At 61.2% G+C, this 14,662-nt stretch carries 15 protein-coding genes and 1 pseudogene; 7 read left to right on the top strand and 9 right to left on the bottom strand.

What is annotated here, in order from left to right:
* Window positions 1-2,271: a xanthine dehydrogenase family protein molybdopterin-binding subunit gene (locus AC1DXM_RS20545; RefSeq protein ID WP_477235657.1), complete on the top strand. Its 2,271-nt coding sequence runs from the start codon at window positions 1-3 to the stop codon at window positions 2,269-2,271.
* A gap of 65 nt (window positions 2,272-2,336) precedes the next feature.
* Complete coding sequence (locus AC1DXM_RS20540; RefSeq protein ID WP_023712829.1) at window positions 2,337-2,582, top strand: MoaD/ThiS family protein; 246 nt, start codon at window positions 2,337-2,339, stop codon at window positions 2,580-2,582.
* Between the two features lie 103 nt (window positions 2,583-2,685).
* On the opposite strand, the pseudogene AC1DXM_RS20535 reads toward AC1DXM_RS20540, so the two are convergent.
* From AC1DXM_RS20535 to AC1DXM_RS20510, 6 genes and pseudogenes are all read right to left on the bottom strand, one after another.
* Window positions 2,686-2,844 (bottom strand): annotated as a pseudogene (locus tag AC1DXM_RS20535) (NmrA family NAD(P)-binding protein); the annotation flags it as partial.
* A gap of 85 nt (window positions 2,845-2,929) precedes the next feature.
* The gene (locus tag AC1DXM_RS20530; RefSeq protein ID WP_477235655.1) at window positions 2,930-3,751 is read right to left on the bottom strand and encodes an alpha/beta fold hydrolase; all 822 of its coding nucleotides are present in this window, start codon (window positions 3,749-3,751) and stop codon (window positions 2,930-2,932) included.
* Between the two features lie 134 nt (window positions 3,752-3,885).
* Entirely contained in the window at window positions 3,886-4,896 is a 1,011-nt protein-coding gene (locus AC1DXM_RS20525; protein ID WP_477235653.1) for a nitrilase-related carbon-nitrogen hydrolase, read from the bottom strand.
* A 180-nt stretch (window positions 4,897-5,076) separates the two neighbouring features.
* The gene (locus AC1DXM_RS20520; RefSeq protein ID WP_477235651.1) at window positions 5,077-5,451 is read right to left on the bottom strand and encodes a hypothetical protein; all 375 of its coding nucleotides are present in this window, start codon (window positions 5,449-5,451) and stop codon (window positions 5,077-5,079) included.
* Between the two features lie 42 nt (window positions 5,452-5,493).
* The gene (locus AC1DXM_RS20515) at window positions 5,494-5,937 is read right to left on the bottom strand and encodes a hypothetical protein (protein ID WP_477235649.1); all 444 of its coding nucleotides are present in this window, start codon (window positions 5,935-5,937) and stop codon (window positions 5,494-5,496) included.
* Window positions 5,934-6,806, bottom strand: coding sequence for an alpha/beta fold hydrolase (locus tag AC1DXM_RS20510; protein ID WP_477235647.1), 873 nt, complete (start codon window positions 6,804-6,806; stop codon window positions 5,934-5,936). Before AC1DXM_RS20510 ends, AC1DXM_RS20515 begins: the two co-directional genes overlap by 4 nt.
* A 398-nt stretch (window positions 6,807-7,204) precedes the next feature.
* Here AC1DXM_RS20510 and AC1DXM_RS20505 point away from each other — a divergent pair, with 398 nt between their 5' ends.
* From AC1DXM_RS20505 to AC1DXM_RS20490, 4 genes are all read left to right on the top strand, one after another.
* Window positions 7,205-8,161, top strand: a complete 957-nt coding sequence (locus AC1DXM_RS20505; protein WP_477235645.1) for a GlxA family transcriptional regulator — start codon at window positions 7,205-7,207, stop codon at window positions 8,159-8,161.
* Between the two features lie 555 nt (window positions 8,162-8,716).
* A complete protein-coding gene (locus AC1DXM_RS20500) occupies window positions 8,717-10,072 on the top strand; it encodes a selenium-binding family protein (RefSeq protein ID WP_477235643.1) in 1,356 nt (451 codons plus the stop codon).
* A complete protein-coding gene (locus AC1DXM_RS20495; protein ID WP_477235642.1) occupies window positions 10,069-10,440 on the top strand; it encodes a 2Fe-2S iron-sulfur cluster-binding protein in 372 nt (123 codons plus the stop codon). The genes AC1DXM_RS20500 and AC1DXM_RS20495 overlap by 4 nt, the downstream gene beginning before the upstream one ends.
* Window positions 10,441-10,445: 5 nt before the next feature.
* Window positions 10,446-10,895, top strand: a complete 450-nt coding sequence (locus AC1DXM_RS20490; protein WP_477236129.1) for a CoA-binding protein — start codon at window positions 10,446-10,448, stop codon at window positions 10,893-10,895.
* Between the two features lie 72 nt (window positions 10,896-10,967).
* Here AC1DXM_RS20490 and AC1DXM_RS20485 read toward each other — a convergent pair whose 3' ends face one another.
* Together AC1DXM_RS20485 and AC1DXM_RS20480 are read right to left on the bottom strand one after the other, a co-directional pair.
* On the bottom strand, window positions 10,968-12,197 hold the full coding sequence (locus AC1DXM_RS20485) for an NAD(P)-binding domain-containing protein (protein ID WP_477235640.1): 1,230 nt from the start codon (window positions 12,195-12,197) through the stop codon (window positions 10,968-10,970).
* 59 nt (window positions 12,198-12,256) lie between these two features.
* Window positions 12,257-12,814, bottom strand: coding sequence for an OsmC family protein (locus AC1DXM_RS20480; protein ID WP_023679231.1), 558 nt, complete (start codon window positions 12,812-12,814; stop codon window positions 12,257-12,259).
* A 646-nt stretch (window positions 12,815-13,460) separates the two neighbouring features.
* Here AC1DXM_RS20480 and AC1DXM_RS20475 point away from each other — a divergent pair.
* Window positions 13,461-14,135, top strand: coding sequence for a peroxiredoxin-like family protein (locus AC1DXM_RS20475; protein ID WP_477235637.1), 675 nt, complete (start codon window positions 13,461-13,463; stop codon window positions 14,133-14,135).
* 284 nt (window positions 14,136-14,419) lie between these two features.
* Here AC1DXM_RS20475 and AC1DXM_RS20470 read toward each other — a convergent pair.
* Window positions 14,420-14,662 (bottom strand): helix-turn-helix domain-containing protein (locus AC1DXM_RS20470; RefSeq protein ID WP_477235635.1); only part of this gene is annotated, 243 nt, incomplete at its 5' end.

Here is a 14,662-nt window from a genome sequence, read left to right as displayed (position 1 = left end):
ATGAATTTCGATCCGCGCTTTTCGGGCCGCAAATTCGCATCCGTCGGCACACGTCCCATTCGCCCTGACGGCGTCGACAAGGTGACCGGGCGCGCCCGCTACGGCGCCGACTTCAACATGGCGGGACAGCTGGTCGGGCGTGTTCTGCGCAGCCCGCATGCCCACGCAAAGATCCTCAAGATCGACACCTCGAAGGCGGAAAAGCTGGCCGGCGTGAAAGCGGTGATCACCGCGGCTGACCTGCCGGATCTCACCGATGGTGATGCCGCCATGTACGACGTCCTCGACAATTGCATGGCGCGCAGCAAGGCGCTCTATGACGGCCATGCCGTGGCCGCGGTTGCCGCCGTCGATGCCCGCACGGCCAGACAGGCGCTGAAGCTCATCCAGGTCGACTATGAGCTGTTGCCGCATGTCACCGATGTCGATGAGGCGATGAAGCACACAGCCCCCTTGATCAACGACACGATCTTCACCGAAGGCCTCGAGGAAAAGCCGAAAAAACCGTCCAATGTCACCAAGCGCAGCCAGTTCGGCCATGGCGATGTCCATCAGGGTTTCGGCCATGCCGATTTCATCGTCGAGCGCTCGTTCAAGACCGAGCAGACGCATCAGGGCTATATCGAGCCGCATGCCTGCGTGGCGAGCGTCAGCTCCGACGGCACCGCGGACCTGTGGGTCTGCACGCAAGGCCATTTCGTCTACCGCCAGCACTGCGCACAACTGCTCGGGCTGGAAGCCTCGAAGCTGCGCGTCACCTCGTCGGAGATCGGCGGCGGCTTTGGCGGCAAGACCCATGTCTGGGCAGAACCGGTGGCGCTGGCGCTGTCGCGCAAGGCCGGCCGGCCGGTAAAACTCGTCATGACGCGCGACGAGGTGTTCCGGGCCTCGGGCCCGACCAGTGCCACCTCGATCGACGTCAAGATCGGCGCTCGCAAGGACGGCACCATCACCGCCGCAGAGGCGACGCTGCGCTATTCCAGCGGCCCCTATGCCGGCACCTGGGCCGAGATCGGCGCCATGACGGCGTTCGCTTGCTACAAGCTCGATAACGTCAAGACCGTCGGCTTCGAAGTGCTGGTCAACCGGCCGAAGACCGCGGCCTACCGCGCGCCCTCCGCACCCATGGCGGCGTTCGCGGTGGAAAGCGCGGTCGACGAACTCGCCAAGGAGCTCGGCATGGATCCGGTCGAGTTCCGCATCAAGAACGCCGCGCAGGAAGGCACAAGGTCATCTTACGGCCCGGTCTACGGCCCGATCGGCATCGGCCCGACGCTGGAGGCGGCGAAGACCCATCCGCACATGAAGGCGCCGCTCAAGCAAAACCAGGGCCGCGGCATGGCCTGCGGCTTCTGGTTCAACTTCGGCGGCCAGACCTGCGTGGACTTGAACATCGGCATGGATGGCTCGGTGTCGCTCGCCGTCGGCACGGTGGACGTCGGCGGTTCGCGCGCCTCGCTGTCGCTGGTGGCGGCGGAGGAGCTCGGCATAGACTATGCCCAGCTCAAAGCGGTGGTCGCCGACACGTCCTCGCTCGGCTACAACGACATGACCGACGGCAGCCGCGGAACCTTCTCGTCCTCGATGGCGACCATCTCGGCCGCCCGCAACGCGATCAAGATCCTGCGCGACCGCGCCGCCCAGATGTGGGACATCCCGGTCGATGACGTGATCTGGGAAAACGGCCACGCCATCGCCAGGGGCGAGAAGTACGGCAACCTTGCAGCACTCTCGCTGAAGGAGATCGCCGCCGCGTCCGGCAAGACCGGCGGACCGATCGCCGGCCACAGCGAGCTCGTCGCCGACGGCGCCGGCGTCTCCTTCGCCACCCATATCTGTGACATCGAGGTCGATCCCGAGACGGGTGCCGCGCGCGTGATCCGCTACACGGTGATCCAGGATGCCGGCAAGGCGGTGCACCCGACCTATGTCGAGGGCCAGTACCAGGGCGGTGCGGCACAAGGCATCGGCTGGGCGCTCAACGAGGAGTATATCTACGGCAAGGACGGGCGTCTCCAGAACGCCGGCTTCCTCGACTACCGCATCCCGGTCTGCTCGGACCTGCCGATGATCGACACGCAAATCCTCGAGATACCCAACCCCAACCACCCCTATGGCGTGCGCGGCGTCGGCGAAACCTCGATCGTGCCGCCGCTGGCGGCGATCGCCAATGCGATGTCAAATGCCGCCGGCGTGCGCATGACCCACATCCCGATGTCGCCGCCACGCGTTCTCGCGGCAATCGAGGCGGAACGCGAAGGCAGGGCATGATGCCGAAAAGTGTGAAGCAGTTTTCGGATAACATCCTGCTCGGTCAAGAATAGCGAGGTCTGGCAATGGTCGAAGTCACCCTCTGGGGCGCCCTCGGCCAGCTCGCCGGCGGCCAGAGCAAGGTCGAGGTCGAGGCCAAGGACATAAGGGAGCTGTTCAGGAAGCTGGCTGAACAGTATCCCGGCATCGAGCCTTGGATCGAGAAGGGCATCGCGGTGGCCATCGACGGGACGATCTATCGCGATACCTGGTCGAAGGAATTGCCGCAGGGGGCGGAGATTTTTCTGCTGCCGCGGCTGGCGGGGGGGTGACGGGACCGCCCCGCCATCGGCTAGCATCAAGGCCTCGAACGTCGTGGTTGGGCCGAGAGCGGACTGACGGCTCAAGGAACCGAAGGTCTGCCTCAGCGCCCAGATCCCGCAGCACGGCAGCCCGCTCGTCGTCGACCCGCACCTGCGCCCGTACCCGGAATCCGCGTGCGAGAAGCAGCTCCGTGACCATGCGTCCCACCGAGCCGATCCGGCCGGTCGCGCCGGTCACGAGGATCGGAAGCTCATGCTGTGCCTCGTTCATCTTCCACCTCGCTCAGAATGAACTTGCATCGTCACGCTGCGAAGCTCCTCGGCCATAGGTCGATCGAGCAAATTGCTTCATCCCGTCATCCTTTGAGGAAGGCCAACAGGTCTGCGTTCACTTGGTCTGCATGGGTGACGCACAGGCCATGCGGGGCCCCGGCATATTCCTTCAAGCTCGCCTTCGGCAGGATCTTCACCGAACGCCGGGAGGCAATGTCGATAGGAACGATCTGATCATCTTCGCCCTGCAGGAGCAGGGTTGGGATCGTCATCTTCTTGAGATCATCCGTGAAATCGGTCTCGGAGAAGGCCTTGATACAATCATACTCGCCTTGGAGGCTCCCCATCATGCCCTGAAGCCAGAAGGAGTCGATCTGGCCCTGCGAAACCTTCGCGTTGGGACGGTTATAGCCAAAGAACGGCATCGCCAGCTCCTTGAAGAACCCCGCCCGATCGGCAACCAGGCTCGAACGCAGGCCGTCAAACACGCTCATAGGCGCGCTGTTCGGGTTCGTCGGCGTCTGCGCCATATGGGGAGGCACTGCGGAAATCAGGACTGCCTTCGACACACGTGACGTGCCGTGGCGGCCGATGTAGCGCGCGACCTCGCCTCCACCGGTCGAATGGCCGATCATCGTTGCACCCTTGACGTCGAGCATATCGAGCAGCGTGGCAAGATCGTCTGCGTAGGTATCCATGTCATTGCCGGTCCACGTCTGGTCTGATCGACCATGGCTGCGGCGATCATGGGCAATGACGCGATAGCCGTGGCTCGCCAGGAACAGCATCTGGGCGTCCCAGGCATCCGCGGTAAGCGGCCAGCCATGGGAGAAGGTCACGACTGGACCGGCGCCCCAGTCCTTGAAGTAGATCTTCGCGCCGTCCTTCATTGTCGCGGTCGTCATGAGCTTCGATCCTTTGTGAACCGGTTGGTGGGCGGGTGGCTTGGGGACCTTCGTCACGTCCGCAAGCGCCGTTTTCGGGAGGCCGAGCGCGGCGACAAGACCGCCGCCAGCGAGAAGGAGATGCCGGCGTGAGGTCATGAGATTGCAGCCATTGCCGGACGCGATCCGGCTTCTTCCAGGTGGTCGGCCTGGTCGAGAGATTCCAGCGCCGGCTGCGCGCCGCGCTCATGGACGTGGGACTTCGGCCTGCGGTCGATCAGCAGGCTGAGCAGTTCCGGCCGGCTATAATGGCCGCGCGAGTCCATCAGGCGCTTACGCTTGTCGATGACCCAGAAATCGAGATCGGCGATGACCTCGCCTTCGCCCGAGCGCAGTGGCGCGCCCATTAACGCTCCCTCTGGTGAGACGATCGCCGTGAAGCAGCCGCTGGAGATCGGCTCGATGCTGCAGCCGGTGTCCTTCATGATCTGGGCTTGCTGCTCGGCATCCAGCCAGGCGGTTGCACAGACCACGAAACACCCAGCCTCCAGCGCGTGCTGACGGATATTGACCGCGATCTGTTCGGAGAAGCCGTCGCCGGCGAACGAACCCGGATACATGGCCGAGTGGATTTGCTCGCCATCGGCCATCAAGGCGTAGCGGGCCAGCGGATTGTAGTGCTCCCAGCAGGCCAGTTGACCGATGCGGCCAACGGCGCTGTCCACACAGCGCAGCCCAGAGCCATCGCCTTGACCCCAGACCATGCGCTCATGATAGGTCGGAGAAATCTTGCGACGGTGCTGGATGAGCGCGCCGTCTGCATCGAACAGCAGTTGCGCGTTATAGATCGTGCCGCCATCGCGCTCGTTGACGCCGATGGAGACGACCATGCCAGCTTGCTTGGCGGCCTCGCCGATGGCCCTGGTGGCGTCAGAGGGCACGGTCACCGCCTGATCGAGCAACTTGTAGTGCTGCGCGCCCATCAGGTAAGGCGCTTCGACGAAGGAAAAATAGGGGTAGTAGGGAACGACCGTTTCCGGAAAGGTCGCGAACTGGACGCCTTGCCGGCCTAGCTCGACGATCTTCTTGACGACTTTGCCGACGGTGCCTTCGCGACTGTAGAGAACGGGGCTAAGCTGCACGGCCGCGGCTTTGATAACAGGCATCGTGGCGGGTCCTTATTGGCGGGTTGTTGATGTCGTCGTCGCTCTGCTGCGACATGGCTCCGCCAGGTCTCGAAGTGCGCTTCGAGACCGGTTGGCGATCGGGCAGTCACGAAGTCGACGAAAGCGGTCGCGGAAGGCTGGAGCGCTACCCAGCTCCACCATCAAGGCCCGCGCGTCACGTTACGAGCGAGGCGGTTCGCCGATGAGCATCGCGAGCGGGGCGAGCGGCCCGAGAGCGATCAACTCGAATTCCATCATGCCCGCGACGCCCAGCGGAAGTTTTTCCAGGAGTTCGTGAGCCTCTGCGGTGCTGGTAGCGTTCACGATGAAGACGACGCCGTAGCCCTCGGTCTGGAAGAACCACTGCTCGATCTTGCCGGCGAGATGATTGCGAACCGTGGCGCGGACTTCGTGAGGCAGGACGGGCGCGATCGCCTCAGGCGTTCCCTTGGCTGTTACCGAGCCGATAGCCAGGATCTTGGTCGTCGGAACGACGACGGCGGCAAGCGCGGGCAGCATCTCGGCATGAACACGCGGGTTCTTGTTGTCGGGCATTTTTCTGTTTCCTTTTGCTGAATTGGTGCGGGGAACCGCGAATTACTTCGCAGGTTCGGTCAAAAGCACGCGGAGTGGGGCGATCGGGCCGAGTGGGATTATCTGGAACTCCATCAGTCCCGCTTGGCCGAAGGGAAACTTGCCCAGCAGCTCCAAAGCCTCCTTCGGGTCAGTGACGTTCATCATGAACACGACGCCGCTCTGGTCCTGCTTGAGGTACCACTGGTCGATTTTCCCAGCGAGATAGAGCCGTACGGTGTCGCGCACTTCGGCAGGCAGAAGCGGCTTCCACTTGTCCGGTGTTCCTTTGGCCGTGAAAGTGCCGATCGCGAGCAATTTGGTAGTCGGCACGTCGAGGCTCGATGACGGTGGCGCCGATTGAGCGAACGAAGCGATCGGGCCGATCGCGGTCAGGGCCACAACGAGGGCGCTGAAACACGCCACCAGCATCACGCACGCGGCAAATTTGTCGAGGACGCGGCTCATGACAGCATTGCCTTCGCCACTAGCGCGGGCTCGTCGGCCTGCAGCCAATGGCCAGCCGGGATGACGGTGAGGGACGCATTCTTGAGCTGAGACTGGCGCCGCTCGGCCATGGTGGCGGGGAAGTAAGGATCGTACTGTCCCCAGATCAGTTTGACCGGAATATCCAACGCCTTGAGCGCCGTCAGATGCTTGGCGTTTCGGGCATGTTCTTCGAAGAATTCCGCGGCCAACTGCACGAAGGCGGGCCCAGCGCCAGGTTGGACGATGAAGTTGTCGCTGATCAGCGAACCGATGAACGCGCTGAAATGGGGCTTTTGCGCCTCGGGCAAAGCGTCCAGGAATTTCTTCTGCTGCCATCTCAGCAGCCAGCCAAACTGTTCGGGGCTCTGGGCAACCGCCATGGCCAAGGGCTGGATGCTCCGGGTCGCAAAGAGCGTGATCATCTCTGGCCAAAGAAAAGTGGAGTCCTCGCTATAGGCCGAGTTGAGCATGATCGCGGAGTCGAGGGCGTCCGGATGCGTGAGCGCGTAGTTGAGGGTCGCCATACCGGAGGAATCGTGAGCGACCGGGACGATCTTCCCCAGGCCTAGACTCTCTACAACCGCTTCAAGGTCACCCAGTTGCTGCTTGAAACTGTACGCAGCGGCGGCGGGTTTGTCGGAGGCGCCGAAGCCCAGAAAATCGAACGTCACAACGCGACGTCCGCTCGCGACCAAATGCGGGATCAGGTCGTCCCAGATATGCAGGTTGTCGGGGAAGCCGTGCATGAGCACGAAAGCTGGCCCGGTGCCGGCATAGTCTCGAGCGTACACGCTTCCTTCGACTCGCGGAATACGGTGCTCGGTGAATGGGGTGTGATCAGAAGACATGCATCATCCTTTCTTCCTCGCGGAAGGGTTGAGGTAGGCGTTTGATTGGTCGCTAGTGCCGCAACACGATCCGTCTCCAGCGAGGTCCAGGAATAGCCATGCCCGGCGAGCACTCGGCAGCGTGGCCATATCACTCGAATTGATGACGACGGACTGGACGCTCCCTTCACTACCCAGGTGGTGAGCAATAACTTGGTTAGTCGGGACGAGATCTGTGTGTTGCTTAAGTCTTAACGCTTTTGGTGGTCTCGGCGTAGGTCGTTCTTGCCACCATTCGTGACATAGAAGGCGCGAGCCTTCGAAGTTCCCTCGTGGGCTCCGAGGAGCGGTTTTTGAACGCATCTCGTGGATGTCATTATTTTGGGGTAGTGTGTGAATTCCGGACACTAGGAGTGAATATGCATCGGGTTGGTTTCATTGTGCCGCGCGGATTCCAGTTGATGAGCCTTGCGGCGCTAACGGCGTTCGAGATCGTGAACCTGCCTCCGGCTGACCAGCGCTACGGCATCCATTTGCTGTCTGAACATGGCGGTCCAATTCGATCTTCCTCGGGCATGATGCTGGAAACCGAGGCATTCGGAGATCCCTCCTTCGACACCGTCATCGTGGGTTCGATCACCGAGATGGAAATGCCGCCCTCAGACGCGAGCGTGATCGCGTTCGTACGAGAAGCCGCCAAAGCCTCCAGGCGGACAGCCTCCATCTGCAGCGGCGCATTTGTGCTTGCTGAGGCGGGCCTTCTGAATGGCCGGCGCGCGACGATGCACTGGGCCCATGCAGCGAGCTTCAGGGTCCGGTTTCCCGACGTCAAGACGGAAGAGGATCGGATCTTCATCAACGATGGCCCGATTTGGACCTCGGCTGGCATGACCGCGGGGATCGACCTCGTTCTGGCGCTGATCGACAATGATCTTGGTCCTGAAACCGCGAAGATGGTCGCCAAGCTTCTGGTCATGAACCAGCGTCGGATGGGCGGACAAAAACAGCATTCCGCGCTCCTCGACATGACGCCGAAATCCGACCGCATTGAATTGGTCCTGGCGCATATTCGTCAAAATCTCCGGAACCCGCTCACGATCGAGGAGCTTGCGGCGGTCGCCAACCTCAGCCCCCGCCAGTTCAGCCGCGCCTTTCTGGCCGAGACCGGGCAGTCACCGGCAAAAGCCGTCGAGCAACTTCGGCTGGAAGCGGCCAGGTTCATGATTGAAGAAGGGCGGCACACGGTGAACGTTGTGGCGCAGGAGACAGGTTTTGCCGACCGCGAACGCATGCGTCGAGCATTCCTCCGGACCTTCGGTGTGCCCGCGGAGATGTTGCGTAGGAACGCGCGACGAGAGGCGGTGGCGGCCGCCTGATTTTGGGGCCTTCGAAGTCAGCCCGGTGGGCCGAGAGCGGCATTCCTGCAGCACCTCGATATCCGGTCGCGGCCAGTAGGGCTCGCCCACGCCGTGCCACGTTGGGGAGGCTGAGTTCTCGATCATCACGGTTTGATAGCGAAGAGGGCCGCGAGCCCCCTTGATCGACATCAAGGCTGGGAGAATTTACGATCCGAGCTGAAGCCGGCTGCGCGATAGATGCGCTGTGGAGCTCAGAGCGTTGCGTGGCTTCGAGGCTCGGAAGGCCAGAAGCGGACCTTTAAGCGCCGTGCGTATATTGACGTGACCTGACCAGTTGCTGACCTGGTTATGGTTCGCTGCCATACGCTCCGATGATGATTGGGCCCTGCAAGGGTCCTCAATAACCCTCGGGCGGTCAATACGTGGCGTCCCACGGGGGCTCTTTCGCCAAGTTGTACGTCACGTGCGCACTTCACAAGCCACCTCGGCCATAGCGCCAATGCCAAGCATGCACTAACATTCCAACTCGACCCCGTTGGGGCTGGCCAGTGATCTGTTCAAAGGGAAGTACCCATGACCAATCATTGCTGTGGACCGGGCTATGCTTCTCCAGCCGAGGCGATGACGGCACCTCGCGAAAAGCTGCTCTATACGATTGCCATCTACACCGGCACGGGCATTCAGAAGCCGGACTATCTGTGCACCATCGATGTCGACCCGGAGAGTTCGACCTACAGCCAGGTGATTTCGCGTTTGCAAATGCCGGGCATTGGCGATGAGCTTCATCACTCGGGCTGGAATGCCTGTTCGTCGTGCCATGGCGATGCGAGCATGGAGCGAAAATATCTGATCGTGCCAGGTGTGCGCTCGTCAAATCTGCATATTGTCGATTGCGGTACCGATCCGCGCAGCCCGACACTGTTCAAGGTGATAGACGGCGCTGAAATCAAAGCTAGGACCAACCTGTCGGCGCCACACACGGTGCATTGCCTCGGCTCAGACATCATCGTTTCCATGCTTGGTGACGCCCAGGGCAATGCCCCCGGCGGCTATTTGCAACTCAGCAAGGAGTTCGAGGTTGTCGGCCGCTGGGAAAATTCCATGGGCAGTATCAAGTTTGGTTATGATTTCTGGTACCAGCCGCGACACAACGTAATGGTCAGCTCGGAATGGGCCGCGCCCAATACCTTCATGCCTGGCTTTGACCTAGAAGAGGTTGGTCATCTGAAATATGGCCGAGAGATCCATTTCTGGGATTTTGAAAAGAAGGAGCCAAAGCAAACATTCTATCTCGGTGAAGATGGCTTGATCCCACTGGAAGTGCGATTCCATCATAACCCCGACAGCAGTCACGGCTTTGTTGGCGCGGCCCTTTCTGCAAATATCATCCATTGGTGGAAGGACGCGGCGGGTGACTGGCAATGGGAAAAAATTGTCGATGTCGGCAATGAGCCGCATCCCGAATGGCCGATACCAATACCGGGCGTGATCTCGGTCATTCTGCTCAGCATGGACGATAAATACCTCTATCTGTGCAACTGGTTGCATGGTGACATTCGTCAATACGACATTTCGGACCCTCACAACGCCAAGCTTACCGGACAAGTGTGGATGGGCGGACTTCTCGGCCGTGCGCCTGAGGTCAATGGCGTGAAAGTGACTGGCGGGCCTCAAATGATACAGCTCAGCCTCGACGGCAAGCGCCTCTATGTGACGACCTCACTCTTCTCAACCTGGGATAATCAGTTCTATCCGGAAATCCGCACCAATGGCGGATGCATGCTAATGGTCAATTGCGATACGGAAAACGGCGGCATGGAAATCGATCCGCTATTCGTTGTTGATTTTGGTAAGGAACCAAATGGACCAAGCCGCTGCCACGAAACCCGTTATCCCGGCGGTGATTGCACGAGTGACATCTGGGTATGACCAGCTTCACCATCACTCTCGTCAATCAAGGCGGTGCGGCCTTTGAGGTCGATCACCGCAAGCCCCTCTTGCAAAGCTTGCGCGAGCAGGGCGTGGATCTGCCGTATGGGTGCAAGTATGGCGGCTGCATAACCTGTGCAGCCAAAATAATCAGCGGCAAAGTCGATCAAAAAGCGCAGCGGGCGCTGAACAACCGCCAGATTAACAATGGCTATATAATCCTCTGCGTCGCCCGCCCTATGAGCGACTGCACGCTGGAGGTCGGCGTTGAGAGCCACGACAAGCTCTATCGCAACCCCTTCCTTGACCCGCTGGCCGCTCATGAATTGAAAGCCGATATTGCGACCCCGTTGGAAGCAAAGAAATGACCCATATGAATCATGATGAGCCCTATCCGGAGGCTTATCTGCAAGACATTCTGAAATCGGTCAAAACCATCGCGATGGTTGGGGCCAGCCCCGACAAGACCAAGTTTTCCTATGGTGTTCTCAGGGTGCTGCACGAAACCGGCTATGACATGATCCCGGTCAACCCTAGTCCCGGTCTGGATGAAATTCGAGGGCTTAAGGTGTACGCGTCACTAGCGGCCATCGACCGGCCTGTGGATATGGTTGAGGTTTTTCGCCGCTCCGAAGATCTGCTGGAAGTTGCACAGGAGGCTATCGCCATCAATGCCAAGGTTCTGTGGGGTCAGATTGGGGTGCGCGATGACGCCGCCGCCCGGTTGGCGGAGGAAGCGGGCCTGAAAGTGGTGATGAACCGCTGTCCCAAGATCGAGTTGTTCCGTCCCTTCTGGAAGCCGAAGTTGCACTTGGGAATATGATTGCAGGGGGCAGAATTCGGGGTTGTCACGGCAACCAACCTGTCCCCTCTGAAGTCTCAGACGTTGATTCTGCTAGCAGACTGAATTTTGCCCGAGGTACGATGCCAGATGATCGCTGAGATCACGCGCGTCGTCGCCAGCGCCGTCGATCAGAGCAGACTTGCGGCGGCGCAGAAATTGCGTCCCCATCAGGTACAGGCCCGGATGTTCCACTACACCGCCGTCGTGACGGACGTGGCCCTTGCGGTCGAGGACCGGCAGCTCCAGCCAGGAGTAGTCCGGCTGGTAGCCGGTGGCCCAGATGATCGTCCTGATAGCGCCTCCGGCAAGATCGAGGCCGAGCGGCGGGTTGTCCTCGACACGGGTCGGCGGCGGGCGATCCGGCGGCCCGACCGTAGCGTCCAGGCCGTTGGCGCGCGCCCATTCGTCGATGAGGTCGAGCAGCCGGGCCATCTTGAGGTCGGAAAGCGCGCACATGTTGCGCAACGACCCCGCAAACTGAGCCTTGCCGTCTTCGGTGATGCCGGCAAGACGACCGATGAGCCGGACGCCGAGGTCGTCGAGCGCATTGAGGTCAAGGGTGGTGCGGTCGGGCGTGCCGGCAAGCTGCAGCGAAGGAACCCGTCGCGCCCGCCTGATGTCGTCCACCTCGTCGTAACGCTCGTCGAGCACGCCGGCGGCGTCCATCCACCATTCCAGGTCCTTGCCGCGATAGACGCGGGGCGCCCGGATGTGCTCGCCCACCGACAGGGTCACTTGACGCCCCGAACGCTGCAGCTCCTGTGCGATCTGGGTGCCGCTCGACGACGCGCCCACCACCATCACGCCACCGTCGGCGACCTGACGCGGATTGCGGTAGGACTGTGCCGTCAGCATGGCGACCGACGGTGGCACGCGGCTCGCGACGTCGGGCAGGCGCGCGATGTTGCACGCGCCCGACGCCAGCACGACGGTCCGACACCGCCACTCGCCGCGGTCCGTGCGCACAAGATATCCCGCCCCGTCGCTGCGAACCGAGGTAACGGTCGTGTGGGTTCTGACCGGAGCCGAGATCACCTTGGCATAGTTCCCGAGGAAGTCGATCACCTCAGGCATAGTCCGGTAGCCGTCGGGATCGTCACCGTCATAGCGGAAGCCCGGCAGCCGGCTCTGCCAGTTCGGGGTGAGCAGCCGCAGTGAATCCCATCGCTCGGTGCGCCAGCTATTGGCGATCTCGCCGCGCTCCAGCAGCACATGGTCGATAGAGCGCTCCGCCAGGCAGCGGCTCATAGCGAGCCCCGCGTGCCCCGCGCCGACGATCACTGTGGTGACGGAACTAATCGCACCCTCTCATCAGGAGAGTCTACGGTTCGAAGCGCCTTTCAGTTCACCACGACCGTGACGTTCGTCGGATTGGTGACAATGTCATAGACCGCCGACCGCTTCTGCGACTGAGCGACGATAGCCTCGATGTCCTCGCGCTTGGCGTCGGCGTCGATGTTGTATTTCACCGTGATGCCGCTGAAGCCGTTGCGCACGTCGCTGTCGATGCCGAGTATTCCGGCGAGATCCATGTCGCCTTCGATGGTCGCCTTCACCGACTTCAACTGGATGTTCCGGTTCTGGGCAACCGCGGCGATGCCGGCGGTCAGGCAACTCGCCAGTCCGACCAGCACGTATTCGACGGGCGTGGCGCCCTTGTCCTGGGAAGCGAAGACCTCCGGATGGTCTGCGTCGAATGTGAAGGTGGTCTTGCGATGCTGATCCTCGCCGAGACCGTAGAAGCTCTCGACCGACGAGTGGCTGTGGGTGCCATCCTTCCATTCGCAGGCCGCGCGCCACTTGAACTGCGCCGCCTCCGGGGCGTTGGTAAGCGCTTCGCGTGCGCCGAGCAGCGCCTCTACGTTAACGCCGTTGTTTGCCTGTACTTCGGAAGCCATAATTATTGTCCTCCCTACCTTGCACTGGCTCAAAAACCCGACCGATCTCACTGACCTCCCGATCAGATTTCACCATGGCGCGGCATGCTATGGGTCGCGAAGCGTTTCTTCAAGTTGTTTCCGCAGCAGAATGTTCGCCCTCGTGTACCGAGTTGCGCCTTTGCGGGCTCTGGCGCGACCACGACCTTCAGCGTGGTCAATTGCAGTGTCTGCTTCCGGGCGGAGGCAAAGTTCGCCTCAATGGCCGAGATGCGGCGCAAAGCTGACAGGCCCTCTAGTACCGTTTGCTGCCATTCGCGATGCGAACAATGAGGTCATCGTTGTCGTCGAACTTTGCCTTTTGGAGCGATTTGGGTTTTGGGGCGAGAGCGGCCGTGAGAATGGATATCGGCCGGGTGCGCACTTGAAATGAGTTATGGAGTGACGAGGCCCAGCAGTTGGCTGTGGGATCGTATGCCCGAGAAGGTGCAGCGTTCGTGGGGCGCCATCTAGTGTAAAAGCGGGCCCTCCGTGCTATGAATGGATTGTCGACGCCGTCCTAGGCCGACCGCCATTTCAGCATGCCCAAGGACGTATGTGCCGCAACATGGGCTCAAGCCACCCGCCCGCACATCTGTTGTCGATTGGCCCGCGAGGAGGGATGAGCATGTCAGAACGTCTCGACATAGGCCCGCTGCAACTTGGCGAAACGGCGCCCAATTTCGTGCTCGACGCGATTACTCGCGAGGGCAAGATAGCTATCGACGATTTCCGCGGCGAGAAGCCAGTGCTGGTCGGATTGTATCGAGGTCTCCATTGTCCTTTTTGCAGGCGTCATATCGCGACGGTTTCGCTGCTCACACCAGCCCTTAACGCAAAGGGCATCGAAACCCTGACGGTGGTGAACACGCCCATCGAACGGGCACGCCTTTATCTCCGTTATCATCCGATGCCGGCTCTGCTCGCGGCGTCTGATCCTGAGCGGGCTTCTCACCGCGCTTTTGGGCTCCCCAATATGCAGATCACCGAGGGCGAGAGCGCATGGCCGCACAAGGTCTCAATGAGCGATGTGAAGGCGATGAGGCTCAACGTGCCGGGCGAAATGCCTGAGCCGATGGATCCGTTTGCCACGCTCGAATATCTGAACAAAAAAGACGGCTACGAAATCACTGAAGCGGACCACCAAGTCATCGCGACCGGCGTGGGCCAGCTGGTCGGCCAATTCCTGCTCGACCGAAATGGCGTCGTTCGCTGGACGTTCTCCGAGGTTTTCGATGGCGGCTTGGGCGCCCACCCGAACTCTGAGGCGATGATGTCGGTCGCGTCGCAAATCGGAAGGTAAGGAGCAGCGCACCTGCGACGTCCAGCGTGGTTGCCGCTAGTGACTGCTTTCAGGCGGCGGCAGAGTTCGCTTCGATGGCCGATATGAAGCGCAAAGCGGCCGGCAGTACCTGCCTGACCTGAATAGCAGGCGAATGCTACTATGAGGCCGAACGGCGCACTTTGCCGAGGCCTCTACACCCCCAAGCGTCGGCTCCGTATCCACCTCCAGCGCCTCTTCCGCCTCATCCTGCCGGAGCCCCCGCCGCCCATCGCCAGACCCTCCAGATGCCACCTTGGTCGAGGTCAGTCGGCGACTTCTGCTTCCAGCACGGCCCCTTGCCTTCGGCCACCGTCAGACCGGCGAGCTGCTCGATAGCGGCCGGGCGACAGGCCGTGATGTCGATGGAACAGCTTCGAAAACGCGGCCGCGGTCTCGTAGCCGACACGGGTCGCAATCCGTGCAATCCCTTCGTCGCTGGTTTCGAGCAGAAACGCGGCCTCCGACATCCGGCGTGCGATCAGATAGCGATACATGGACTCACCGAC

The sequence above is a fragment of the Mesorhizobium sp. P3_A2 genome, from assembly GCF_056403115.1.
Note: the sequence above shows the minus strand (reverse complement) of the source record. Positions and strands in the feature narration are given on the sequence as shown.

Bases quoted from the DNA above. Each gene is read 5' to 3' on its own strand.
- AC1DXM_RS20545 (WP_477235657.1), top strand. From the start codon at position 1: ATGAATTTCGATCCGCGCTTTTCGGGCCGCAAATTCGCATCCGTCGGC.
- AC1DXM_RS20540 (WP_023712829.1), top strand. From the start codon at position 2,337: ATGGTCGAAGTCACCCTCTGGGGCGCCCTCGGCCAGCTCGCCGGCGGC.
- AC1DXM_RS20530 (WP_477235655.1), bottom strand. From the start codon at position 3,751: ATGACGACCGCGACAATGAAGGACGGCGCGAAGATCTACTTCAAGGAC.
- AC1DXM_RS20525 (WP_477235653.1), bottom strand. From the start codon at position 4,896: ATGCCTGTTATCAAAGCCGCGGCCGTGCAGCTTAGCCCCGTTCTCTAC.
- AC1DXM_RS20520 (WP_477235651.1), bottom strand. From the start codon at position 5,451: ATGCCCGACAACAAGAACCCGCGTGTTCATGCCGAGATGCTGCCCGCG.
- AC1DXM_RS20515 (WP_477235649.1), bottom strand. From the start codon at position 5,937: ATGAGCCGCGTCCTCGACAAATTTGCCGCGTGCGTGATGCTGGTGGCG.
- AC1DXM_RS20510 (WP_477235647.1), bottom strand. From the start codon at position 6,806: ATGTCTTCTGATCACACCCCATTCACCGAGCACCGTATTCCGCGAGTC.
- AC1DXM_RS20505 (WP_477235645.1), top strand. From the start codon at position 7,205: ATGCATCGGGTTGGTTTCATTGTGCCGCGCGGATTCCAGTTGATGAGC.
- AC1DXM_RS20500 (WP_477235643.1), top strand. From the start codon at position 8,717: ATGACCAATCATTGCTGTGGACCGGGCTATGCTTCTCCAGCCGAGGCG.
- AC1DXM_RS20495 (WP_477235642.1), top strand. From the start codon at position 10,069: ATGACCAGCTTCACCATCACTCTCGTCAATCAAGGCGGTGCGGCCTTT.
- AC1DXM_RS20490 (WP_477236129.1), top strand. From the start codon at position 10,446: ATGAATCATGATGAGCCCTATCCGGAGGCTTATCTGCAAGACATTCTG.
- AC1DXM_RS20480 (WP_023679231.1), bottom strand. From the start codon at position 12,814: ATGGCTTCCGAAGTACAGGCAAACAACGGCGTTAACGTAGAGGCGCTG.
- AC1DXM_RS20475 (WP_477235637.1), top strand. From the start codon at position 13,461: ATGTCAGAACGTCTCGACATAGGCCCGCTGCAACTTGGCGAAACGGCG.